Origin of the sequence: Massilia atriviolacea (assembly GCF_003953935.1) — a bacterium.
In the GTDB taxonomy this organism is placed as follows: domain Bacteria; phylum Pseudomonadota; class Gammaproteobacteria; order Burkholderiales; family Burkholderiaceae_D; genus Telluria_A; species Telluria_A atriviolacea.
In genome coordinates this window covers 296,859-319,130 of the sequence record NZ_RXLQ01000004.1, presented here as the reverse complement: position 1 = coordinate 319,130, position 22,272 = coordinate 296,859, and the positions used below count along the sequence as shown (strand labels likewise).

17 protein-coding genes are annotated in these 22,272 nt (G+C 65.5%); 4 read left to right on the top strand and 13 right to left on the bottom strand.

The window, feature by feature from the left end; all coding sequences use genetic code 11:
• Window positions 1-5: 5 nt before the first annotated feature.
• The 5 genes from EJB06_RS09400 to EJB06_RS09380 form a co-directional block, all read right to left on the bottom strand.
• Entirely contained in the window at window positions 6-1,547 is a 1,542-nt protein-coding gene (locus EJB06_RS09400; RefSeq protein ID WP_229426994.1) for a type II and III secretion system protein family protein, read from the bottom strand.
• Between the two features lie 32 nt (window positions 1,548-1,579).
• Window positions 1,580-2,467 carry a Flp pilus assembly protein CpaB gene (cpaB, locus tag EJB06_RS09395; RefSeq protein ID WP_126073744.1) on the bottom strand — a complete coding sequence of 296 codons (888 nt, stop codon included), beginning with the start codon at window positions 2,465-2,467 and terminating at the stop codon, window positions 1,580-1,582.
• Window positions 2,464-3,909, bottom strand: coding sequence for a DUF8689 domain-containing protein (locus tag EJB06_RS09390; protein WP_126073743.1), 1,446 nt, complete (start codon window positions 3,907-3,909; stop codon window positions 2,464-2,466). The genes cpaB and EJB06_RS09390 overlap by 4 nt, the downstream gene beginning before the upstream one ends.
• A gap of 89 nt (window positions 3,910-3,998) precedes the next feature.
• Window positions 3,999-4,556: a prepilin peptidase gene (locus tag EJB06_RS09385; RefSeq protein ID WP_126073742.1), complete on the bottom strand. Its 558-nt coding sequence runs from the start codon at window positions 4,554-4,556 to the stop codon at window positions 3,999-4,001.
• An 88-nt stretch (window positions 4,557-4,644) separates the two neighbouring features.
• On the bottom strand, window positions 4,645-4,821 hold the full coding sequence (locus EJB06_RS09380; protein ID WP_126073741.1) for a Flp family type IVb pilin: 177 nt from the start codon (window positions 4,819-4,821) through the stop codon (window positions 4,645-4,647).
• Between the two features lie 449 nt (window positions 4,822-5,270).
• On the opposite strand from EJB06_RS09380, the gene EJB06_RS09375 reads away from it, so the two are divergent.
• A complete protein-coding gene (locus EJB06_RS09375) occupies window positions 5,271-6,311 on the top strand; it encodes a GGDEF domain-containing protein (RefSeq protein ID WP_126073740.1) in 1,041 nt (346 codons plus the stop codon).
• 33 nt (window positions 6,312-6,344) lie between these two features.
• Here the strand turns inward: EJB06_RS09375 and EJB06_RS09370 are convergent, their stop codons facing one another.
• Complete coding sequence (locus EJB06_RS09370; RefSeq protein WP_126073739.1) at window positions 6,345-7,565, bottom strand: HD-GYP domain-containing protein; 1,221 nt, start codon at window positions 7,563-7,565, stop codon at window positions 6,345-6,347.
• 115 nt (window positions 7,566-7,680) lie between these two features.
• Between EJB06_RS09370 and EJB06_RS09365 the strand changes: the two genes are divergently transcribed.
• From EJB06_RS09365 to icmF, 3 genes are all read left to right on the top strand, one after another.
• Window positions 7,681-8,613: a LysR substrate-binding domain-containing protein gene (locus tag EJB06_RS09365; protein ID WP_126073738.1), complete on the top strand. Its 933-nt coding sequence runs from the start codon at window positions 7,681-7,683 to the stop codon at window positions 8,611-8,613.
• A 229-nt stretch (window positions 8,614-8,842) separates the two neighbouring features.
• Window positions 8,843-12,406 carry an indolepyruvate ferredoxin oxidoreductase family protein gene (locus tag EJB06_RS09360; RefSeq protein WP_126073737.1) on the top strand — a complete coding sequence of 1,188 codons (3,564 nt, stop codon included), beginning with the start codon at window positions 8,843-8,845 and terminating at the stop codon, window positions 12,404-12,406.
• Between the two features lie 172 nt (window positions 12,407-12,578).
• Window positions 12,579-15,866 carry a fused isobutyryl-CoA mutase/GTPase IcmF gene (gene icmF / locus EJB06_RS09355; protein ID WP_126073736.1) on the top strand — a complete coding sequence of 1,096 codons (3,288 nt, stop codon included), beginning with the start codon at window positions 12,579-12,581 and terminating at the stop codon, window positions 15,864-15,866.
• A gap of 11 nt (window positions 15,867-15,877) precedes the next feature.
• Here icmF and EJB06_RS09350 read toward each other — a convergent pair whose 3' ends face one another.
• From EJB06_RS09350 to EJB06_RS09320, 7 genes are all read right to left on the bottom strand, one after another.
• Complete coding sequence (locus tag EJB06_RS09350; protein ID WP_126073735.1) at window positions 15,878-16,417, bottom strand: hypothetical protein; 540 nt, start codon at window positions 16,415-16,417, stop codon at window positions 15,878-15,880.
• A gap of 135 nt (window positions 16,418-16,552) precedes the next feature.
• Window positions 16,553-17,311: a tRNA(His) guanylyltransferase Thg1 family protein gene (locus tag EJB06_RS09345; protein ID WP_126073734.1), complete on the bottom strand. Its 759-nt coding sequence runs from the start codon at window positions 17,309-17,311 to the stop codon at window positions 16,553-16,555.
• Complete coding sequence (locus EJB06_RS09340; protein WP_126073733.1) at window positions 17,301-17,744, bottom strand: ATP-binding protein; 444 nt, start codon at window positions 17,742-17,744, stop codon at window positions 17,301-17,303. The genes EJB06_RS09345 and EJB06_RS09340 overlap by 11 nt, the downstream gene beginning before the upstream one ends.
• Before the next feature lie 17 nt (window positions 17,745-17,761).
• Window positions 17,762-18,292, bottom strand: a complete 531-nt coding sequence (locus tag EJB06_RS09335; RefSeq protein ID WP_126073732.1) for a hypothetical protein — start codon at window positions 18,290-18,292, stop codon at window positions 17,762-17,764.
• Window positions 18,289-19,623, bottom strand: coding sequence for a reverse transcriptase family protein (locus tag EJB06_RS09330; RefSeq protein ID WP_126073731.1), 1,335 nt, complete (start codon window positions 19,621-19,623; stop codon window positions 18,289-18,291). Before EJB06_RS09330 ends, EJB06_RS09335 begins: the two co-directional genes overlap by 4 nt.
• Before the next feature lie 240 nt (window positions 19,624-19,863).
• Window positions 19,864-20,874 carry a substrate-binding domain-containing protein gene (locus EJB06_RS09325; RefSeq protein WP_126073730.1) on the bottom strand — a complete coding sequence of 337 codons (1,011 nt, stop codon included), beginning with the start codon at window positions 20,872-20,874 and terminating at the stop codon, window positions 19,864-19,866.
• Between the two features lie 51 nt (window positions 20,875-20,925).
• On the bottom strand, window positions 20,926-22,137 hold the full coding sequence (locus EJB06_RS09320; RefSeq protein WP_229426993.1) for an MFS transporter: 1,212 nt from the start codon (window positions 22,135-22,137) through the stop codon (window positions 20,926-20,928).
• Window positions 22,138-22,272: the final 135 nt, after the last annotated feature.

Below are 22,272 nucleotides of genomic sequence, written 5' to 3'. Positions count from 1 at the left end.
CTCCTCTATTTCAGTTCGAAACCGGCGGGCGATGGCGACGATGGCGGCGGCGCCGCGCCGGCCGCTGCGGGCCGCTCCAGGCGGCCTTCCAGGCGCGAACCGAGCAGCATCTGGGTGCGCGAGGGCGGCGCCAGGGCATCGGTCGGCAAGCTGTAGCCGGACGGCAGCGGCTTGATCAGGCGCGCGGTCACCACGAACACCAGTTCGGTGCGGTCTTCCTGGAAATCGGTGCTGCGGAACAGGGCCCCGAGCACCGGCACTTCGCCCAGCAGCGGCAAGCCCTTGCGGTTGCTGACCAGGTTGTTCTTGATCAGGCCGCCGATGGCGAAGCTCTGGCCGTCGTACAGCTGCAAGGTGGTGCTGGCGCGCCGGGTGGTGATCAGCGGCAGCACCGCCCCGCCGCTGAAACCGGCGGCCGAGATGCCGATCCCTTCGCGCGAGACTTCCGACACTTGCGGCGCCACCCGCAGGTTGATGCGTCCGCCGCCCAGCACGGTCGGGGTAAAGCGCAGGCCGATCCCGAATTCCTTCTCTTCCAGGGTGACCTTGTTATTGTCCTGGGCCACCGGGATGAAGATGCTGCCGCCGGCCAGGAAACTGCCCTCCTGGCCGCTGACGGCCATCACGTTCGGCTCGGCCAGGATGCGCACGATGCCATCGTGCTTCTGGGCTTCGAGCCGGGCCCCCTTGCCGCTCAGGCGCTGCACGCCGAGCGCGGCCTGGGCATTGCCGCTGATGAAATCGGCCAGCAGGGTGGTGGCCCAGCTGCCCGAGCCGAAGCCCCACTTGACGCCCCCTTCGAGCCGTTCGATCAAGCTTTTCGAGACTTCGGCGATCTTCACTTCCAGCATCACCTGCTGGGGCGCGCCGACCGCCAGCAGGTTGATCACGCGCAGCGCCGGCGGCGCCGCGCCCGTCCCCGAGGCGCCCGATGCGCCGGCCCCGGCGGCGGCGGCGGCGCCGCCGCTGGCCGCGTCGCCGCCCTGCTGCGCCAGCGAGCGCAGCGGCCGGTTGACGAAGGCGGTCGCCAGTTCGAGCGCGCGCAGCACGGCGGCGCCATCGGCCACGGTGCCGCTCAGGACCAGCGAATCGGCGGCGCTGTGCACGCGGATATCCTTTTCTTCCGGCATCAGGGCCGCCAGGCTGGCCTGCAGCGCGGCCGGATCCATCCCGACCACGATGTCGACGATGCTGCAGGCCCCGCTCTTGCCCTGCACGATCATATTGGTGGTGCCGACATCGACCCCGAGCAGGTACAGGGTGTCGGGCGCGACCAGCATGGCCTGCACCACGGCGGCATTGCCGATGCTGCGGTTGCGCACCGGTTCGGACAGGCGCATCAGGTTCGACTTGCCTACCAGCAGGGTCAGCTTGCCGGGATGCGCGGCCTGGCCGCTGCAGCGCGGCCCGCTGTCGGCGCGCTGGGCCGGGGGCTGGGCTTCCTTGGGGGCGGCGCCGGCGGCGCTGGCATTGCCGGCGGCCAGCGCCAGCCACACGCCGAAGGCGGCGGCGCGGGTCATGCTTGCTTGTGCGATGAAGCGGTTCATATCGGCCATCCTGTGAGGTGATTGCTCGAACATCAGAAACATTCTTGCGACGTGGTCACGCCGTTCAATACGCTGACGCAGTCGCGCCGGGCCTGCGCCACCTGCGGCGCGCGCGGCGCGGCCCGTGGCGCCGGCTTCGGCTTGCGCGGCGCGGCGGCGCCCGGCGCCGGCGCGGCGGGCGCGGTGCCCGGGGCGGCCGCCGCGATCTGCTCGAGCACGCTGGCCTTGGTGGCGCCGGCCGTCTGCGGCGAACTTGGATCGACCTGGTTGCGCAGCGCCAGCGAGAGCGTGCCGACCCCGCGCGCCAGGTCGAGCGCTTCGGCCTGTTCCGGCGTGACTTCGAGCGTGACCGCGTTGACCACTTTCGGCTTGGTCTCGTCGCGCCCGACTTCCTGCGCCACCGCCAGCACCAGTATGCGTTCGAGCACGATCTTCGAAATATGCAGGCCGTTGCGCGCGTGCCGCGCCGGCTCTTCCGGTTCGCGTTCGGTGTGCACGATGATGTCGACGTAATTGCCCGGCAGCGCAAAGCCGGCCACGCCGATGACATCGTTGACGCGCACCGTGATGGCGCGCTTGCCTTCGCTGATCAGGGCCGACAGCCCGCCCAGGGTGCCGGCCGGGGCCAGCTTGGCCTCGGTCAGCGGCTCGCCCTTGAGGACGTTGGCCTTGAGCACCCGGTCGGCCAGCTTCAGGCTATCCTTGAAGGCGTCTTTCGGGATGGTCGCGCTGGGCCAGTCGACCAGGCGCAGCATGTCGGGCGAGATGCGCTGCCCGCGGCTGATGTCGCCGCTGGCGACGACGATGCGGGTGGCGGCGTTGCCGGGCTGCGCGAGCAGCCAGAGCGAGGCCAGCACCACGGCGCCGATTCCGAACAGGACCGCCACGCCCATGGTCAGCAATGCGCGTTTGTTTTTCATGAGATCCTCTCGTACAGGGTGGTGCCGCTATCGGCGGAAAAGGAAACCGGCGGATGGGCCGCGGCGCTGGCCGGCGGCGGCGCGGGCGGCAGGGCCGGCGCCATGCTGTGCCAGGCTTGTTCGATGGCGCCCAGGCTCAGGCGCGCCGTGGTGCCGGCGAAGGCGGCGAAATCGTGGATCCGCCCGATCAGCTCGGCAGGGTAGTTGGCCAGCAGCGGCCGGCCGCTGGCGCCATGCAGGCCGCCGATCAGGTAGCCCAGCACCGCCTCGTCGCAAGCCAGTCCATGCTGGCGGCACTGGCGCCGGAACAGGGCGGCATAGGACGCTTCGGAGAGCGGCCCGACCAGGATCTTGTAGCCGATGCGGCGCAGGAAGGCATCGTCCAGCAGGCGCTGGGGCGCCAGGTTGGTGGCCAGCACCACGGTGACGTCGAACGGCACCGCGATCTTGCAGCCGCCCTCGATGGTGAGCTGGTCGCAGCCGCTGTCGAGCGGGCCGCTGAAGCGGTTCAGCAATTCCTCGGTGGGCAGGCGCTGGCGTCCCAGGTCGTCGATCAGCAGCATGCCGTTATTGGCCATGAAATGCGGCGGCGCGCGGTACACGCCGCTGGCCTGGTCGAGGCGCAGGTCGAGCATGTCGTAGGCCAGTTCGGCGCCGACCTGGACCACCGGACGGCGGCACAGGATCCAGCGCGCGTCCGGATTGCGCCGCTCCTGGCGTTCCTGCTGCTGGCGCGCGTGGATCGGCGTGGCCGGCACGTGCACGGCGGGATCGTGGAACTGGACGATGCGGCCCTCGACCAGGATGGCGTGCGGAATCGCCACCAGTCCGGTCTGCAGCTGCCCGAGCTTGCGCGCCAGGGTGGTCTTGCCGCTGCCGGACGGACCGTGCAGCAGCAGCGGGCGGCGCGACTGCAGGGCGGCGCCGAGCTGGTCGCGCACCGCCGTATCGAGCACGTCGTCGGCAAAGGCGGCGGCCATCTCGGCCATGCCGATCTGCTGCGCCCCGTCCTGCCGGCCCGACTGGCGCGCGGCCAGGTCGCGGTAGGCTTGCAGGGTGACCGGGGCCGGTCCCACATAGCGGCAGCGCGCCAGGAACTCGGCCGCGCGCAGGCGCCCGCCCTCGGTCAGCTGGTAATGCACGTCGAGGTCGGAGTCGCCGCGCCCGGCCACTTCTGCCAGGTGATCGGCCTGCATGGCGTCGAGCGTTTCGCGCAGGACCCCGATCGACAGCTTGAGCCTGGCGGTCAGGGTAGGCAGGTGGATCTTGCCGATCGAATACATCGCCTTGGCCACCAGTTCCACGATCAGCCCCGCTTCCAGGCCGGTGTCGCGCACGCAGCGCGGTTGCGGCGGCGCGCTGCCGTCGGCGTAGTCGGGTGCGGGGCAGCGCAAGCGCAGGCCGCTGGGCGCAAGCGCTGCGGGTGGGGCGGTATAACTCATGTCGGGTTCCTCGCATCGGCAAGTGGCGTTTCCAGAAGCCACAATTTATTTTAGTCAGCAGCCCCTGGCCCGGTTTGACAAGGAACAAGCTATGGCCGTAGGGAAATTTCTAGCCAGGGCCGTGCCAGAGTGAAAAAGGCGCCGGCGGCGATCGCGACCGCGTATGGCATATTTCCCACACTCGGGGTCGGCAGCGGCTCGGCCACCAGCGGCATCCCGCCCAGGCGCAGGAACAGGGGGCGCAGCAGCGCCATCAGGTTGGCGCCGGTGTCGCGCAGGCGCCCGCTGGCGAGGATGATCGCCAGCGCCATCAGGCCGCCGGCGCAAAACGCGGCCAGCGCGATCTGCAGGGCCAGGGCGGGGCCGGTGAAGGCGCCCACGGTGGCCATCAGCTTGACGTCGCCAGCCGCCATGCCGCGCAGGAAATACAGGGGCAGGAACAGGAGCAGGCCGGCGCCGAAGCCGGCCAGGCCGGTATCGAGCAGCGCCAGCGGGGTGCCGGAACACAGGTGCAGGATGGCGGCGCAGGCCAGGCCGGCCGCCAGCAGGCGGTTGGGAATGCGGCGCCAGGCCAGGTCGGTGGCGGCGGCGGCCAGCAGCAAGGCAATCAGGACGCATTGGGACAGGGTCGGGCTCAAGGTAGGCATGGCGTCTCGCAAAAAAAAAGCCCCCCGGAACAGGGCCCTGTTCCGGGGGGCGGGGATGACGTCGGCTGGGGAGCGGACGAGCGACTTATCAGGCTTGCAGTTCCGAAACGACGGTAGCGAACAGGGCTTTCAGTTCCACCTGGACCTCCCTCAGCGAGCCGACGATCGCGACCGCGATCAGGGCGGCGATCAGGCCGTACTCGATGGCGGTGGCGCCGTCTTCGTCGTTGATAAAGGCTTGCACTGCGGTGGTGATGGTGCTCATGGTGACCTCCGGTTAGTTAAAACTGCCAACTTCTGGCTCCGGGTTCGGCTGCGCTACTGCCTTGCCTTGAGGTACGTTGCTGCTGTACTTCAATTTTTCCGCCATTGAGTCGACTATAAAGACAGGGGGAATCAGGGGGTTGACTTGGAACAACTTTCCTAAAGGTACTATTTTTGTTATTATGGAAACGGTCGATATACGACAAGATCGTGAAAAAGTTGCTGTGCGGTGAGCCGCAAGCTGTCACACAACGGTAGAATCGGGTGAACGCGAGCGTTTATGCATGACAATTGCTTAAAAAGCAAAATAAGCCCGCATGCACGGCGCCGCGGCGCGCGACGCGGTGCCAGCCGAGGGGGTCCGGCCATCAGGCAGACGAGCGAGCGCCCATGTCGAAAGACATGCCCGCACTACGTGGTAGTTGTTTGATTTACATTTCTGAGAACGACATGGATTCCCTTCTTAAACACATGGTGGACATGACTGGCCACCGCGACCACACGATGCTCGACATCTCGGTGATCTCGGCGGTGCAGGAACTGGCACGGGCGTCGCAGACGCGCGTGCTGACCATCATGCATGTGCGCGGCCAGCAGTATGTGCGCGCGCGCGCCAGCATCTGCGCCGGCGGCACGGCCCGCATGGAAGAGCCGGCCGATGTGAACACGCCGGGCGAGCCAATCGGCAACTTTCCGGACCTGGCGGCCTGCATCGCCAACAATGAAACCAGCGCGGTGACCCTGTCGGCGGACGGCAAGCGCACCCTGTGGCTGCCGATCTGGATCGGCGAGAAGGTCGACACCTGCCTCGAAATCCTGCACCCGACCCCGTACACGAGCGACACCATCCATGTCATCGGCGGGATCGTCAGCGTGTACCGCAACTTCCAGAACCTGCTCGACTACAGCGAGCGCGACTCGCTCACCGGCCTGCTCAACCGCAAGACCTTCGACGACCAGCTGGCCAAGATGCTGCATGTCACGGCCGAGCAGGAGTCGCCGGAACCGGGCCAGGAAGAGCGGCGCCAGCCGTCGGATGCCGAAAAGCAGTGGCTGGCGGTGGTCGACGTCGACCATTTCAAGCTGGTCAACGACAAATTCGGCCACCTGTACGGCGACGAAGTGCTGATCCTGATCGCCAACCTGCTGCAATCGTCGTTCCGCTCGCAAGACCGGGTGTTCCGCTTCGGCGGCGAGGAATTCGTGGTGCTGCTGCGCTCGACGACCCTGGACAATGCGCAAAAGATCATCGACCGCTTCCGCATGAATGTCGAATCGCACGATTTCCCGCAGGTGGGACAGGTGACGGTGAGCGTGGGCTTCGTCAGCATCAGCCCGTACGAGTCGCCGGTGATCATCCTCGGCCATGCCGACCAGGCGCTGTACTACGCCAAGAGCCACGGACGCAACCAGGCTTGCCATTACGACCAGCTGGTCTCGGGCGGACTGCTGCATGCGGTGGCGTCGAACGATACGGCGGAATTCTTCTAGCAAGCCGGCGCCCCAGGGCGCCGCGCGTGCCGCTTAGCCGACGCTGATGAACTGCATCGGGTCCACATGCCACTTCTGGGGCGACTCGGGACGCACGATCTTGTCGCCGCCGCCGAAGCCCAGCGGGCGCGACAGGTCCACGGTTTCCGGCTTGATGTAGACATTGCGCCGGGTATTGAAGAACACATTCACCTTGGGCGCCAGCAGATTGGTCTCGTGCGGCTCGATCACCACCCCCAGCCGCCCCGATTCGAGCATGACCATGGTGCCGACCGGATAAATCCCGACGCAGCGCATGAATTCCTGCGCATAGGTGGGATGGAAGTGGAACTTGCTCCATTCGTAAATCTTGCGCAGCGCTTCGGCCGCCGACATGCCCTTGTGGTAGCAGCGGTCGGCCGTGATGGCGTCGTACACGTCCACGATGGCGGCCATCTGCGCCAGTTCGCTGATCGTGCCCTCGCCCTGCTTGTCCGGATAGCCGCTGCCGTCGCGCCGCTCGTGGTGGTGCAGGGTGATGTCGAGCGGAATCGGACCGACCTCGGGCGACTTGAGCAGGATATCGTAGCCGTCGCGCGGGTGCTTCTTGATGATGGCGAATTCCTCGTCCGTCAGCGGTCCCGGCTTGTTGAGGATATGGTCGGGCACCAGGGCCTTGCCGGTATCGTGCAGCAGCCCGCCCAGGCCGGCCTGGTAGGTGGTCTCGGGATCCATCCCGCGCGAGCGGCAGAAGGCCACCAGCAGGGTGCACACGCTGACCGAATGCAAAAAGGTGTAGTCGTCCTTGGTCTTGATGCGCAGCATGCCCATCAGGGCGCCGGGATTGCGCAGGATCGATTCGGTGATGTTTTCCACCACCGGCGAGACATTGTCGATTTCGATGGCCTTGCCCAGGCGCGCATCCTGCATCACGGTGCGCACCAGGCCGCTGGCCTGCTGGCGGATCACGGCGGCGCGCTTGAGTTCCTCGCCCAGGGTGGTGCGGGTGACGATCACCGGGCGCGCGGCGATTTCCACCAGCGCCTGCTCGGTGCTCTCGCGGGTTTCTTCCAGGGTCGGCGCATGGTCGACGTCGAGCCCCTTGCTGCAATCGATGACCACGTCGTGGATGCCGGCCTGGACGATCTTGCGGATTTCGTCCTCGCTGCTGAGCAGGAAACGGTTGCGCACGAAGGGATGCGTCATCCAGTCGCAACTGAGGTCATGGATGTACATGCCGGTCTTGAGTTGGGAAGCGTCGATTTTCTTGAGCATGGTTCTGTCCGTCTGTGGTGTAATCTCGCGCAATCGCGGCAACCCGACCAGTATAGCGTCAATATTTCCCTATTGCATTAATGCTTTCCAAAAACCACTAATCCCGAGCCGACTCATGGAACTACGCCAGCTGCGCTATTACGTCGCCATCGTCGATCACGGCTCGCTCTCGCGCGCGGCGCTGGTGCTGCACGTGGCCCAGCCGGCCCTGACCCAGCAGCTGCGCCAGCTGGAAGACGAACTGGGCGCGCAATTGCTGCACCGCTCGGCGCAGGGGGTGCTGGCCACCGATGCCGGCAAGGTGTTTTACGAGCATGCCCAGGCCATCCTGAAGCAGGTCGGCGACGCCCGTTCGGCCGTGATTCAGTCTACCACCAGGCCATCGGGAAGTGTCAGCTTGGGGCTGCCGCACAGCATCTCGAATGCCCTGGCCCTGCCCTTGCTGATGGCGGCGCGCAACACTTATCCCGAGATCACCCTGCAGTTGACCGAAGAGCTGTCCGGCAATCTGAACGAACAGTTAAAGTCGGGCCGGATCAACCTGGCGGTGCTGTTCGACGACGGCCAGCTGGGCGCCTTTGCCAGCAGCGCGCTGGTGGAGGAAGAACTGCGTTTCATCTGCCGCACCGGCTCGGTCTTCGGCCCGCCGGGCGAGCGGGTGGCGCTGGCCGAGGCGCTGGCCACCACCCTGATCCTGCCGGCCCAGCAGCAGGGAGTGCGTCCGCGCATCGAAAACGTGGCGCGCGAAGCGGGCTTGCACCTGTCGAGCGTGATTGAAATCAACTCGATCGCCATCCTCAAGTCGGCCATCCTGGCCGACATGGGCGCCACCATCCTGCCGGTCGCGCCCTTGCTGGCCGACATAGAGCGCGGCGCCATGCTGGCGCGCCCGATCCACAGCCCGGCGCTGGCGCGCAAGGTCACCCTGTGCGCCTCGCGCAATATTCCCCTGACCAACGCGGCGGCCGCGGTCAAGCGCCTGGTGCACCAGGTGACGGCGGACCTGTGCGCCGGCGGGGCCTGGCCCGGCGCGCAGCTGCCCAAATAAGCGGCAGGCAGCCAGGGCCATCGTTTTTTCTTATACCCCCATCCCGAAACCGTATTTCCCCTATGGCCAGGAAGGTCATACACTCCACGCCAGCGGCGCTCCGTACCGGAGAGTCTTGTAGAATCGCTATATAAAACAGTCGCCTACAGCGGCACCCAGTCCGTCATCGAAGCGCTTACCCGGCGCCGACCCGGCGGGCACGATCCCGAATACCCTTTTGGAGACACACATGCCAGATACCACGGCAACGACGCCTGCGCCGCAGGACGTCGCTTCACGCCTGACCACGGTCACCCTCGACGACAAATACACGGCGACCACGGGCAATATTTTCCTGTCAGGTATCCAGGCGCTGGTGCGCCTCCCGATGATGCAGCGCGAACGCGACCAGGCCGCCGGCCTGAACACGGCCGGCTTCATTTCCGGCTACCGCGGCTCGCCCCTGGGCGGCCTCGATGAAAACCTGTGGAAGGCCAAGGCCCACCTGGAAGCGCAGCACATCAAGTTCGTGCCGGGCGTGAACGAAGACCTGGCCGCGACCGCCGTCTGGGGCTCGCAGACGGTCGACCTGATCGGCCCGGCCAAGTACGACGGCGTGTTCGCCATGTGGTACGGCAAGGGTCCGGGCGTGGACCGCTGCGGCGACGTCTTCAAGCACATGAACCATGCCGGCACGAGCAAGCACGGCGGCGTGCTGCTGGTGGCCGGCGACGACCATGGCGCGTATTCCTCGACCCTGCCGCACCAGTCCGACCACATTTTCTCGGCCTGCATGGTGCCGGTGCTGTACCCGTGCAATGTGCAGGAATACCTGGACCTGGGCGTGCACGGCTGGGCCATGTCGCGCTTTTCCGGCTGCACGGTGGCCTTCAAGGCGCTGGCCGACACGGTCGAATCGAGCGCCTCGGTCGACGCCAACCCGTTCCGCGTGCAGGTCAAGATTCCGCAGGACTTCGTGATGCCCGAAGGCGGCCTGAATACGCGCCTCTCGTCCGACCCGCTCGGCCTGCAGGCGCGCAAGCAGGAAGCGCTGATGCAGGACTATAAGATCTACGCGGCGCTGGCCTATGCGCGCGAAAACAAGCTCAATCACACCACCATCGACAGCGCCAACGCCAAGCTGGGCATCATCGCCTCCGGCAAATCCTACCTGGACGTGCTCGAAGCGCTGGAAGAACTGGGCATCGACGAGCAGATGGCGGCCGAGGTCGGCCTGCGCCTGTTCAAGGTCGCCATGCCATGGCCGCTGGAGCCGGACAGCGTGCGCGAATTCGCCCAGGGCCTGGACGAAATCCTGGTGGTCGAAGAAAAGCGCCAGATCGTCGAATACCAGCTCAAGGAGCAGCTGTATAACTGGCGCGACGACGTGCGCCCGAAAGTGATCGGCAAGTTCGACGAAAAAGGCGAGTGGGTGGCGCCGCGCGGCGAATGGCTGCTGACCTCCAAGGCCGACTTCTCGGTCTCGCAAGTGGCGCGCGTGATCGCCTCGCGCGTCTCGCGCCTGATCACCGATGCGCGCACCTGCGACCTGATCAAGGCGCGCCTGAGCTTTTTGGACGCCAAGGATGCGGTCCTGCGCAAGGCGATCAACACGCCGTTCCGCCCCGCGTTCTACTGCTCCGGCTGCCCGCACAACACCTCGACCAAGGTCCCCGACGGCAGCTTCGCGCTGGCCGGCATCGGCTGCCACGTGATGGCCACCGCGATCTACCCGGGCATGAACAAGCTGACCACCCACATGGGCGGCGAAGGCGCGCCGTGGATCGGGCAGCAGGCGTTCTCGCAGGTGCCGCACGTGTTCCAGAACCTGGGCGACGGCACCTACTTCCACTCCGGTTACCTGGCGATCCGCGCGGCGGTGGCGGCCAAGGTCAACATGACCTACAAGATCCTGTACAACGATGCGGTGGCGATGACGGGCGGCCAGCCGGTCGACGGCCAGACCTCGGTGCCGATGATCGCCCAGCAGATGGCGGCCGAAGGCATCAAGCGCATCGCGCTGGTCACCGAAGACCTGTCGCGCTACAGCGACCGCTCGGCGCTGCCGTCCATCGTCAGCCTGCACGACCGCAAGGAGATGGACGCGGTCCAGCGCGAACTGCGCGAGGTCGAAGGCGTGTCGGTGCTGATCTACGACCAGACCTGCGCGGCCGAAAAGCGCCGCCGCCGCAAGAAGGGCGAGTTCCCCGACCCGAACAAGCGCATGGTCATCAACGACGCCGTGTGCGAAGGCTGCGGCGACTGCGGCGTGCAGTCGAACTGCGTCTCGATCCTGCCGAAAGAGACCGAATTCGGCCGCAAGCGCACCATCGACCAGTCGTCCTGCAACAAGGACTACTCGTGCGTGAAGGGCTTTTGCCCGAGCTTCGTGACGGTCGAAGGCGGCACCCTCAAGAAAACCAAGACCGGCGTCACCAAGGGTAACGTGGACGACGGCTTCGGCGCGCTGCCGGAACCGGTGCTGCCGAATATCGACCAGCCGTACAACATCCTGATCAACGGCATCGGCGGCACCGGCGTGATTACCGTCGGCGCGCTGATGGGCATGGCCGCCCACCTCGAAGGCAAGGGCGCGTCGGTGCTGGACATGACCGGCATGTCGCAGAAAAACGGCTCGGTGACTTCGCACGTGAAGGTCGCACGTTCGCCGGAACACCTGCGCGCGCAGCGCATCGCCACCGGCGAGGCGGACCTGGTGCTGGGCTGCGACATGCTCACCGCCGGTGCGCAGGATGCGATTTCCAAGATGCGTCCGGGCCGCACCATGGCCGTGATCAACCTGCACGAGCAGCCGCCGGGCACCTTCGCGCAGCAGGCCGACTGGGAGTATCCGGCCGACGAAGTGCGCGCGCTGATCATGGAATCGGTCGGTGCGCCGGCCATCGAGGCCGCCGATTTCATCGACGCCACCAAGCTGGCGACCGCGCTGATGGGCGACTCGATCGCCGCCAACCTGTTCATGATGGGGTACGCGTGGCAGAAGGGCCGCATTCCGCTGACCGAAGCGTCGCTGCTGCGCGCCATCGAGTTGAACGGCGTGGGCGTGGAGCCGAACAAGAAGAGCTTCCTGTGGGGCCGCCGCGCCGCGGTGGACCTCAAGCGCGTGGAAAAGGTCGCCACGCCGACCCAGGCCATCGTGGTGCAGATGCCGCAAAGCCTGGAGAACGTGATCAAGAAGCGCGTCCAATTCCTGACCGCCTACCAGGATGGCGCGTATGCGGCCATCTACGAGCAGCTGGTGGCCAAGGTGCGCGCGGCGGAAACGGCGCAGGGACTGGGCAACAAGCTGTCGACGGCCGTGGCCAAGTACTACTTCAAGCTGATGGCCTACAAGGACGAATACGAAGTGGCGCGCCTGTACACCGACGGGCGCTTCGTGGAGCAGCTCAAGTCGCAGTTCGAAGGCGACTTCTCGGTCAAGTTCAACCTGGCGCCGCCGATGTTCGCCAAGAAGGACGCCAAGGGCCATCTGGTGAAGGCGGAATTCGGCTCGTGGATGTGGAAGGCGTTTGCCTTGCTGGCCAGGTTCAAGGGCCTGCGCGGCGGCGCGTTCGATATTTTCGGGCGCACCGAAGAACGCAAGATGGAGCGCGCGCTGATCGTGGAGTACCGCCAGATGATCGAAGGCCTGGTCGCCGGCCTCAATGCCGACAATCACGCGACGGCGGTGGCACTGGCCAACCTGCCGGAACAGATCCGCGGGTACGGCCATGTGAAGGAAAAGGCAGTGGCGCAGTTCCGCGTGGAGAAGGCGCGGCTGCTGGGGGATGGGACGCGCCAGCACGCGGCGTAATCGCGTCGTTCCCGCGCAGGCGGGAACCCAAGTTCGTCGGTTACCGAGGAACTTGGGCTCCCGCCTGCGCGGGAGCGACGGTGGTAATTCCCGCTTCTCCCGTGACGGACACGTCGCTTGACGTTTACGTAAACGTCATATACCTTACAAGAACGCTATCGCAAGGATCATCATGAACGACCTGACTCCCGCCGCCAAACTGAATCTCCCCGAACAGCCGAAACTGGCCAACAAGGTCCGCTTCGTGACCGCCGCCTCGCTGTTCGACGGCCATGACGCATCGATCAACATCATGCGCCGCATCCTGCAGTCGAACGGCGTCGAGGTGGTCCACCTCGGCCACAACCGCTCGGTCGACGACGTCGTCACCGCGGCCCTGGCCGAAGACGTGCAGGGCATCGCCATCTCCAGCTACCAGGGCGGCCACGTCGAATACTTCAAGTACATGATCGACCTGCTGCGCGAACGCGGCGGCGCCCACATCAAGGTGTTCGGCGGCGGCGGCGGCGTGATCGTCCCCGACGAAATCGCGGACCTGCACTCCTACGGCGTAACCCGCATTTTCAGTCCCGAAGACGGCCAGCGCATGGGCCTCGTGGGCATGATCCAGTCGATGATCCAGACCTGCGACATCGACCTGTCCACCTATTCCCCGACCACCCTGGAGCCGCTGCGGCAGGGCGACGTGGCCTCGCGCCACCGCCCGCTGGCGCAGCTGATCACCGCCCTGGAGAACGACAAGGCCGCGCCGGAACTGCGCCGCGCCATCATGGACGCGGCCGAAGGCCTGCGCGTGCCGACCCTGGGCATCACCGGCACCGGCGGCGCCGGCAAGTCCTCGCTGACCGATGAACTGATCCGCCGCATCCGCCTGGACCAGAACGACGCGGTCAACATCGCGATCATCTCGATCGACCCGTCGCGCCGCAAATCGGGCGGCGCGCTGCTGGGCGACCGCATCCGCATGAACGCGATCAACCCGTGGAACGGGCAGGCGCGCGTCTTCATGCGCTCGCTCGCCACGCGCGAAGCCGGTTCCGAGATCTCGCAGGCGCTGCCCGACGTGATCGCCGCCTGCAAGGTGGCCGGCTTCGACCTGGTGATCGTCGAAACCTCCGGCATCGGCCAGGGCGACGCCGCCATCGTCCCGCACGTGGACGTGTCGATGTACGTGATGACGCCGGAATTCGGCGCCGCCTCGCAGCTCGAAAAGATCGACATGCTGGACTTCGCCGACTTCATCGCGATCAACAAATTCGACCGCAAAGGCTCGCTCGACGCCCTGCGCGACGTCGCCAAGCAATACCAGCGCAACCGCGAACTGTGGAGCAAGCGCCCGGAAGAGATGCCGGTGTACGGCACCCAGGCGTCGCGCTTCAACGACGATGGCGTCACCGCCCTGTACCACGGCCTGCTGCCGAAGCTCGGCGAATTCGGCCTGCACATCACGCCGGGCAAGCTGCCGCAGGCGGAGATCCGCCATTCGAGCGGCAAGCACGTGATCGTGCCGCCGGCGCGCGCGCGCTACCTGGCCGAAATCGCCGACACCGTGCGCGGCTACCACAAGAACGCCTCGAAGCAGGTCAAGCTGGCGCGCGAACGCCAGCAACTGACGGAAGCCAAACGCATGCTGGCGCTGGCCTCCAGGACGGCGGACTTCGACGACCTGATTACCGAACGCGATAACGCGCTCGACGCCAGCGCCAGGAAGCTGCTGGCGATGTGGCCCGAAATGCAGGCCGCCTACGCGGGCGACGATTACGTGGTCAAGATCCGCGACAAGGAAATCCGCACGCGCCTCATTGCCCACACGCTGTCGGGCACCAGGATCCGCAAGGTGGCCCTGCCGCGCTATGAAGACCACGGCGAAGTGCTGCGCTTCCTGATGCTGGAAAACGTGCCGGGCTCCTTCCCCTTCACGGCCGGCGTGTTCGCGTTCAAGCGCGAAGGCGAAGACCCGACCCGCATGTTCGCCGGCGAAGGCGATTCCTTCCGCACCAACCGCCGCTTCAAGCTGGTCTCGGAAGGCATGGACGCCAAGCGCCTGTCGACCGCGTTCGACTCGGTCACCCTGTACGGCGCCGACCCGGCGCTGCGTCCCGACATCTACGGCAAGGTCGGCAATTCGGGCGTCTCGATCGCCACGCTGGACGACATGAAGGTGCTGTACGACGGCTTTAACCTGTGCAGCCCGAGCACCTCGGTGTCGATGACGATCAACGGCCCGGCGCCGACCATCCTGGCGATGTTCATGAATACCGCCATCGACCAGCAGATCGACAAGTTCGTGGCGGAGAACAAGCGCCAGCCGACCGATGACGAAGCGGCCAAGATCCGCGCCTGGGTGCTGCAGAACGTGCGCGGCACGGTGCAGGCCGACATTCTGAAGGAAGACCAGGGCCAGAACACCTGCATCTTCTCGACCGAGTTTTCGCTGAAAGTCATGGGCGACATCCAGGAATACTTCGTGCACCACCAGGTGCGCAATTTCTACTCGGTGTCGATCTCGGGCTACCACATCGCCGAAGCGGGCGCGAACCCGATTTCGCAGCTGGCGTTCACGCTCTCGAACGGCTTCACCTTCGTGGAAGCGTACCTGGCGCGCGGCATGCACATCGACGATTTTGCGCCCAACCTGTCGTTCTTCTTCAGTAACGGCATGGACCCGGAATACACGGTGCTGGGCCGCGTGGCGCGCCGCCTGTGGGCCGTCGCCATGCGCGACAAGTACGGCGCCAACGACCGCAGCCAGAAGCTCAAGTACCACATCCAGACCTCGGGCCGCTCGCTGCACGCGCAGGAGATCGACTTCAACGATATCCGCACCACCCTGCAGGCGCTGATCGCGATCTACGACAACTGCAACTCGCTGCACACCAACGCCTACGACGAGGCGATCACCACCCCGACCGACGAATCGGTGCGGCGCGCGCTGGCGATCCAGCTGATCATCAACCGCGAATGGGGCCTGGCCAAGAACGAAAATCCGAACCAGGGCTCGTTCATCATCGAGGAACTGACGGACCTGGTGGAAGAAGCGGTGCTGCAGGAGTTCGAGCGCATCGCCGAACGCGGCGGCGTGCTGGGGGCGATGGAAACCGGCTACCAGCGCGGCAAGATCCAGGAAGAGTCGATGCTGTACGAGCACCAGAAGCACGACGGCACCCTGCCGATCATCGGCGTGAACACCTTCCGCAATCCGAAGGCCAACGACACGCCGCAAAAGATCGAACTGGCGCGCTCCACCGACGACGAGAAGCAGTCGCAGTTGACGCGCCTGGACGACTTCCACAAGCGCAATGCCGAGCAGGCGCCGCAGATGCTGGCCGCCTTGCAGCAAGCCGCCATCGACAATGCGAATGTGTTCGAGAAGCTGATGGACGCGGTGCGGGTCTGCTCGCTGGGGCAGATTACGACGGCGCTGTTCGAGGTGGGCGGGCAGTACCGCCGCAATATGTAAGACGGTAACGCTTAGCGGGGCGGCAGCGAATCGAGGAACGCGGCGCCGCCCCCTTTCAGCCGGGCTTCAGTCTTGCTGACGTAGGTCGCCGTCAGCGCATGCCCGGCGGCGCTGCCGATGATGGCGGCGACCAGCCAGATGGCGCAAGCCATCGATCCGATGAGCAGGCTTTCCTCCACAAAGAACGCGGCGGCGAGCGTTGCAAAACCGAGCGCGGTCGAGACATGCGAGAGATAGTTGAGCCAGCGGGGCCAGCGCCGATGTCGTTCGCACAGGCCAACGGCCAAGCTGACCGATTCCTGTAACGCAGCCGCCCCCGCGATATGCAGCAGGAAGTTAACCGATATAAATGAGTCCCATGCAGGATCGTGCCAGGAAAACGTTTGTGGCTTGCCCACCTGCGCTGGCGCATTGCATTTGACGCAGCGCGCAGGCAACGATGCCCCGGCAGGAATGACGATCAGCTGGCCATCGCGCCGGCTAGCGCTTGCCGGACTGATGTCGGCATCGCTTCGCAGCGGCACATCAAGCTTGGTCGGCGTCTCTTGCATGGCGGCTTTCGGCGAAGGGTTCCATTTTCATCCGAGAAAAGTATAAGCAATCACTGGCGGCAACCAGCGACCATTTCGACCGGTCGTTGCTTTTGTATCGTCGCTGGCAGCTTGACGCACGCCCAGACCGCGGACTCATGCCGGCAGCATGGCGCGCACAAAGTCGGCATAGGCCACACCTGCGGGCAGAGCGATGTCGGTTTTGATGACCCGCTTGCTGGACACGACCTCGATCCGCTGCTTTGGGTTGTAGCCGCGTTTTTCCTGGTCCACCCAGTAAAACCCGGCGCCGCGCAACTGCCATGCCGGCAAGCTGTGGAAATCGATGCCGCGACTGGCCAGCAGCGCCACCTTGTCCTCGATGCTGCGGCCCTCGATCTGCGCCGCCGCCGCGCCCCTGGCCACACCCTCTTTCCTCAGCATCCAGTAGCAGTGCGCATTGAGGCCGTTACGATGCGCGTCTTCATTACGCCAGCGGAAATAATCGACCACGGTCTTGCGGTCAGGCAGCTCGCAAATGCGGCAATCGAATGCGGCCAGCTCGCCCAGCATCAGACTCAATTTTGCCGAGGCCTCAGCCGCCAGGATCGAGGTATACTTGCGCAGCTTGCGGCCGTAGGCATCGATATCGAGGTCGAACAGCAGCGAGATTTCGTCGCTTTCGGTGTAGGCGTAGACGACCTTGAAACCGCAGTTCATCAGGTGACGCGTGGTCTCGGCCATCAGGTCGCGAAAACGCACGTCGAACAGCGCCTCGAAACTGACTTTTTCCTTGGTCAGCCTGGTAAAACTACGGCCGTCGATGCGCGCCACCATGTACACGCCGGGCTCCACGCAACGGTCGCTGGCGGTTTCGTAAGCGCGCATCATCGCGTCGAGTTCGTCAAATTTCATTCCATGCCTTTACGATAAATTGATTGTCGATGATGTCGACGTAATGCAGTTCGTCGAAGCCTTCCGCCAGGCTGGGCAGTTCGATGCGCTTGTGGGTGTCGAAAATGCCGACATCCGGGATCAGCGCGGCGCCGCTGCGGCCGCGGTTCCAGGCCAGCGAGCGTTCCAGGTCGATGCGAAAATACACGCAGCGGATCTTGAACTTGCTGCCTTTGAGCATATCGATGTACTTCGCCCGCACCTCGCGCGTGGGATTCGTGTTGTCGACCACGAAAGGCATACCGGTTTCGAGGCAGATCTCCAGCAGCTTTTTCTCGCGGTATCTGGTTTTCAACAGGTCGTTGCTGATGCGCAGGTGCGTGTTGAAATAGTTGTTCTTGTAAAAGGTCGACTTGCCGCTGGCTTGCAGGCCGACGAAGATGATGGCTTCCAATTGTTTCCTGTGTTTTCTCAATGCGGGGGGAGCGAGTCGAGAAAGGCGGGGCCGCAGCCTTTGAAACGGATCTCGTGGTCGGTAATGCGCACCACGCGCAGCAAGCGCGCGCCGATGCTGGCGCACAGAATACCTGCGAGCATGAGCAGGCATCCGACCCATCCCAGGAACGGCCTGACCGGGTCGATGGCCGACATCAGCGCGTACAGGCCGAGCGCAAACAGGCCATAGCCGCCCCAGGACAGAAGGCGGCGACGGCGGCGGTGCCGGCCGCACAGGCCGATCGAGACAATCGCCTTTTTGCGCACGAACAGGGCGATCGCGACGTACACGACGACCAGTAACAGCAGGTACCAGCCAGGATGGTTCCAGTAAAAGGCACGCGGCCTGTCCAGGGTCGCCGGCGCGTTGCACTTGACGCAGCGCAGCGGCAGGCGCGATTGGGCCGGGGCGACCAGCATGTCGCCCTCGCGCCAGCAATGCGCCAGGGGCGCTTCCTGGAAGCTGGACTTGGGCGCGGCGTACACATTGGGCGGCACCGGCGTCACGGCGCACTCCAGGCGATCGCGCCGAACAGGCGCTGCAAGCGCGCGCCGCGGCGGGGATTGACCATCGCGGCATAGGCCACCTTGCCCGCCAGCCAGGCGCGAAAATCCGGCCGGTTGTCGCGGTTCTGCCCCTGCGGTCCGTGGCGCACGCAGTTGGTCAGCGTGGCCTTGAGCAGGTCGAACTCGCTGCGCGCGATATTCGGATGGCGGTTGACGACGATCCCGGTGACCTGCTGGCGCACGCCTTCACGCATCATGCGCGTCTTGCGGGTGTTGACGGCAAAGCCTTCTTCGAGGGCGATGGCGCCGACCTGCGCGTGAAAGCGGTCCATCGCCCGTTCCAGTGCGCGCCCGCCGGAAAACACCAGGTCGTCCGCATAGCGGCTGTAGCGCGCGCCGAGCGAGTGCGCCAGCGTGTCCAGGCGCACGTCGAGGCGCCAGGCGCAGGCATTGGCCAGCGCGGGCGAACAGGGCGAGCCTTGCGGCAGGTGCGGCGCGCGCAGTGCCTGGCGCTGGGCCCAGGTGAGCGTGTTCTCGCCGGCCGGTTCGCGCAGCACGCCGGCCGGCACGCGATTGACGCACAGGCGCGCCAGCACGCCCGCGACGGTCTGCGAGTAACCGAGCCTGGCAAACAGCGCGTGAATGCGCGAGGCCGGAATGCTGGGGAAGAAATCCTTGAGGTCCATGCGGATTACCACGCGCTGTCCGGTATGCAGGGCCGCATGGGTGAGGCAGGACCGCCCACGGCGGAAGCCATGCGCAGCCGGATGCGCGGGCACGCGCTCGAGGATCTCGCGCAGGATGGTCGCCTGCATGGCGCGCAGGCGCTGCTTGGGAATTTCAATCAGGCGCACGCCGCCGCTGCGCTTGGGCACCCAGCGGTAGTGGTAGTGCCGAAGCTGCGCCTGCGCCGACGGCGCCACGCGCCACCGGTCGGCGAACCAGTCGAGTTCGTCGGGACGCAGGCGCAGCCACTGCGCCAGTTCGCCCACCGACGGCAGGGCCGGCAGCGCGAGCGCGGCCAGCCAGTCGGGCGCAAGCGGCACGATCGGCAGGTCGAGGCAGTAGCGCTTGATGTGCGGCGCGGGCGCGTCGCCCTCCCAGGCGTCGTGAAACACGTCGAGCTCGAAGATGATACGCGCCAGTTCATCGCGGCTGACATGGTAAAAGTGTTCGGCGGTGCGCGCGTGGATCGCTTCGCACAGCGCCGGGATCCACGGCCATGGATGGTCGAACGCCCAGGTCGCACTGGCGATCAGGCCTGCGAGCGTTGCATCGCGCGCCAGCATGGTGTCGGCGAGCGCCAGGGCGACGGCGTCTTTGGGAATCATACCTGCTTAACTTTGAGGGGTGGGCGGAGCGCCTTCAACCAGTCTCGTGATGCGCGAGCTAGCGTGCGCGGCAGCGCACGGCGGCTCATGCGGTGAATTGCACAATACTACCTGTCCCACGGGGTAGCCCCGTAGAGGCTTGTCCCTGCACGAGGCAAGAACAGGCCGGCTTGAAGGATCCGCCCGTGTAGAGAGTAAGGCAATTTTGCATGAACGTCAATGCGACTGGCGCGCCGCAATCTAAGCGGGACAGCGCCCGACCGTGGCGCCGGGCAGCAGCACCGGCTGCCACAGGACCTGCAACTGCGCCGGCGGCGTGCCCGCCACCAGGGCCGAGAGCATCTCGGTCATCTTCGCGCCGGCCTCGGTGGGACCCGGCTGGTCGATGGTGGTGACGTTCGATCCGACCAGGCTGTCCTCGATGCTGCCCCAGACGATGACCGACATGTCCTTGCCGATGTCGATCCCGGCGTCCAGCAGCGCGCGCACCGCGCCCACGCCGGAGAGGTGATTGTCGACGATGACGGCGCTCGGGCGCGGCGAACAGGCCAGCAGCTCCTGCATGGCCTGGTAGCCGGTGCGCCGGTCCAGCGTGTTCTCGACCAGGTGGCGCGGATCGACAGCCAGGCCGGCCTGCGTCATGCAGGCGATGAAGCTGTTCTTGCGCTGGCATGCAAAATTGAGTTCGAGCGGTGCGCTCACCAGCGCGATGCGGCGGTGGCCATGTTCGATCAGGTGCGCGCACGCCAGGCCGATGCCGGCCTCGTTGTCGTAGTCGAACCAGGCGTACGCTTGCTTGAGTTCCGTGCGCCCGTGCGCCACGAAGGGAAAACCCTTCTTCACCAGGTAGGCAATGCGCTCGTCGTGCACCAGCGTGCGGCTGACGACCAGGCCATCGACGCGGCGCCCGCGCACCATCTGTTCGTACGAGGGCAGCTCGTTCTGCGGCGAGACCGGCGCGATGATCAGGTTCATCTTGCTCTTTTCGAGCGCGGCCGACATGCCGCCCACCACACCCAGGAACATCGGGTCGCCCAGGTCGCTGGGCAGCAGCGGGTAGATGATGCCGAAGACATTGGTGCGGCCCACCGCGAGGCTGCGCGCCATCGGATTGGCTTCGTAGCCGGCTTCCTTGGCGGCGGCCAGCACGCGTTCGCGGGTGTGGACATTGACTTCGGGGTAGCCGTTCAGGGCGCGGCTGACGGTGGTCTTCGAAATCCCGAGCGTACGGGCCAGGCTCTTGAGATTCATGGTCGAACTTCGTTGGTCGATGTCGTAAAGACGGCAATTATAGCAACACGGTCAGGCGGCACGATCGACCTGCCGCTTGAAGAAGTACAAGGTAACCAGCACCAGGGTGATCGGCACCAGCGTCAGGTAGAAGGCGAAGTGGCCGCTGAAATTGCCGAACACGTAGCCGGTGATGAAGGAGCCGGTGGTGCCGCCCAGCGCCGAAAAAATCACCAGCAGCCCGGTCATCGACGAGTGCTGGTGCGGCGGCAGGGAACTGAGCATGACCGAATTGATGCCGGGGTAGATCGGCGCCATGAACAGCCCGATCAGCGGAAACAGGAAGGTCGCCAGCGGCGCGCTGGACCAGCTGATGCCGGGGTCGGCCACCACGTCGTGCGTGAGCGGAAGCGCCAGCAGCACCATCGCGGCCATGCCGATCACGCAGATGTTCATCACCGGGTACCAGTTCATCCTGCGCATGACGAATCCGGCGGACAGGCGCCCGATGGCGAGGCAGGCGGCGAAGATGCTGGTGACCTGCACGCTCATGGCCGCCGGCAGCTTGAGGATTTCGTTATTGAAGGTCGGCAGCCAGGTGCCCACGCTCTGCTCGATCAGCACGTACAGGAAGGCGGTCATGACGAACACGCACACCAGCGGCTTGAAGAACAGCTTGAGCATGGCCGTAAAGTCGTCCCAGCGGCTGCGCCCTTGCGGCAGCTGCGCCGTGCCTTCGTCGAAGGCGGTGCAAAGAACCAGCACGAAGGTCAGGCCGCACAGCGCGGCCAGCACCCAGTACACCTGCAGCCAGCTGCGCGAGGCGGGGTCGGACGAGTCGATGAACCAGCCGAAGATCCAGTAGGCGCTCAACACACCGACCATGAACACGCCTTCCAGCGTATTCATGATGCCGGCGTGATGGCGGCGGTCGCGCGCGATCAGGCCCAGGGTCGAATACACCGACACCTTGACCAGCGCGAACGCCACGCCCACGCACAGGAACAGCAGCTTGGCGGTCCAGAAGGCGGGCAGCAGCGGCATGGCGACGCAGGCGGCGGTGACCAGCGCCAGCGCGGCCAGCATGGCGTTCTTGTAGCCGATGCGCGGCAGGAAGGACGCCACCAGGAAGGACACGAGCGCGATCGGCAAGTCCTTGAACGCTTCCAGGATGCTGGCGCTCGATTTGCTCACGCCGTAGTTGCCGATGACCTGGAGGATGACCGTGCCGACGCTGTTCAACAGGATCGCAAAGACGAAGTAAATCAAGAAGAGGGCTAACATGATGCGTTGGTTTTTCACACTGTCTCCAATATTTTTTATTTTGGTGTGCTACTTCCTGCTGCACCGTCATTCCCGCGACGGGCCAGGCGCCCCACGGCGAAGAAGCCTTGGATTCCCGCCTGCGCGGGAATGACG

Bases quoted from the DNA above. Each gene is read 5' to 3' on its own strand.
- EJB06_RS09400 (WP_229426994.1), bottom strand. From the start codon at position 1,547: ATGAACCGCTTCATCGCACAAGCAAGCATGACCCGCGCCGCCGCCTTC.
- cpaB (WP_126073744.1), bottom strand. From the start codon at position 2,467: ATGAAAAACAAACGCGCATTGCTGACCATGGGCGTGGCGGTCCTGTTC.
- EJB06_RS09390 (WP_126073743.1), bottom strand. From the start codon at position 3,909: ATGAGTTATACCGCCCCACCCGCAGCGCTTGCGCCCAGCGGCCTGCGC.
- EJB06_RS09385 (WP_126073742.1), bottom strand. From the start codon at position 4,556: ATGCCTACCTTGAGCCCGACCCTGTCCCAATGCGTCCTGATTGCCTTG.
- EJB06_RS09380 (WP_126073741.1), bottom strand. From the start codon at position 4,821: ATGAGCACCATCACCACCGCAGTGCAAGCCTTTATCAACGACGAAGAC.
- EJB06_RS09375 (WP_126073740.1), top strand. From the start codon at position 5,271: ATGGATTCCCTTCTTAAACACATGGTGGACATGACTGGCCACCGCGAC.
- EJB06_RS09370 (WP_126073739.1), bottom strand. From the start codon at position 7,565: ATGCTCAAGAAAATCGACGCTTCCCAACTCAAGACCGGCATGTACATC.
- EJB06_RS09365 (WP_126073738.1), top strand. From the start codon at position 7,681: ATGGAACTACGCCAGCTGCGCTATTACGTCGCCATCGTCGATCACGGC.
- EJB06_RS09360 (WP_126073737.1), top strand. From the start codon at position 8,843: ATGCCAGATACCACGGCAACGACGCCTGCGCCGCAGGACGTCGCTTCA.
- icmF (WP_126073736.1), top strand. From the start codon at position 12,579: ATGAACGACCTGACTCCCGCCGCCAAACTGAATCTCCCCGAACAGCCG.
- EJB06_RS09350 (WP_126073735.1), bottom strand. From the start codon at position 16,417: ATGCAAGAGACGCCGACCAAGCTTGATGTGCCGCTGCGAAGCGATGCC.
- EJB06_RS09345 (WP_126073734.1), bottom strand. From the start codon at position 17,311: ATGAAATTTGACGAACTCGACGCGATGATGCGCGCTTACGAAACCGCC.
- EJB06_RS09330 (WP_126073731.1), bottom strand. From the start codon at position 19,623: ATGATTCCCAAAGACGCCGTCGCCCTGGCGCTCGCCGACACCATGCTG.
- EJB06_RS09325 (WP_126073730.1), bottom strand. From the start codon at position 20,874: ATGAATCTCAAGAGCCTGGCCCGTACGCTCGGGATTTCGAAGACCACC.
- EJB06_RS09320 (WP_229426993.1), bottom strand. From the start codon at position 22,137: ATGTTAGCCCTCTTCTTGATTTACTTCGTCTTTGCGATCCTGTTGAAC.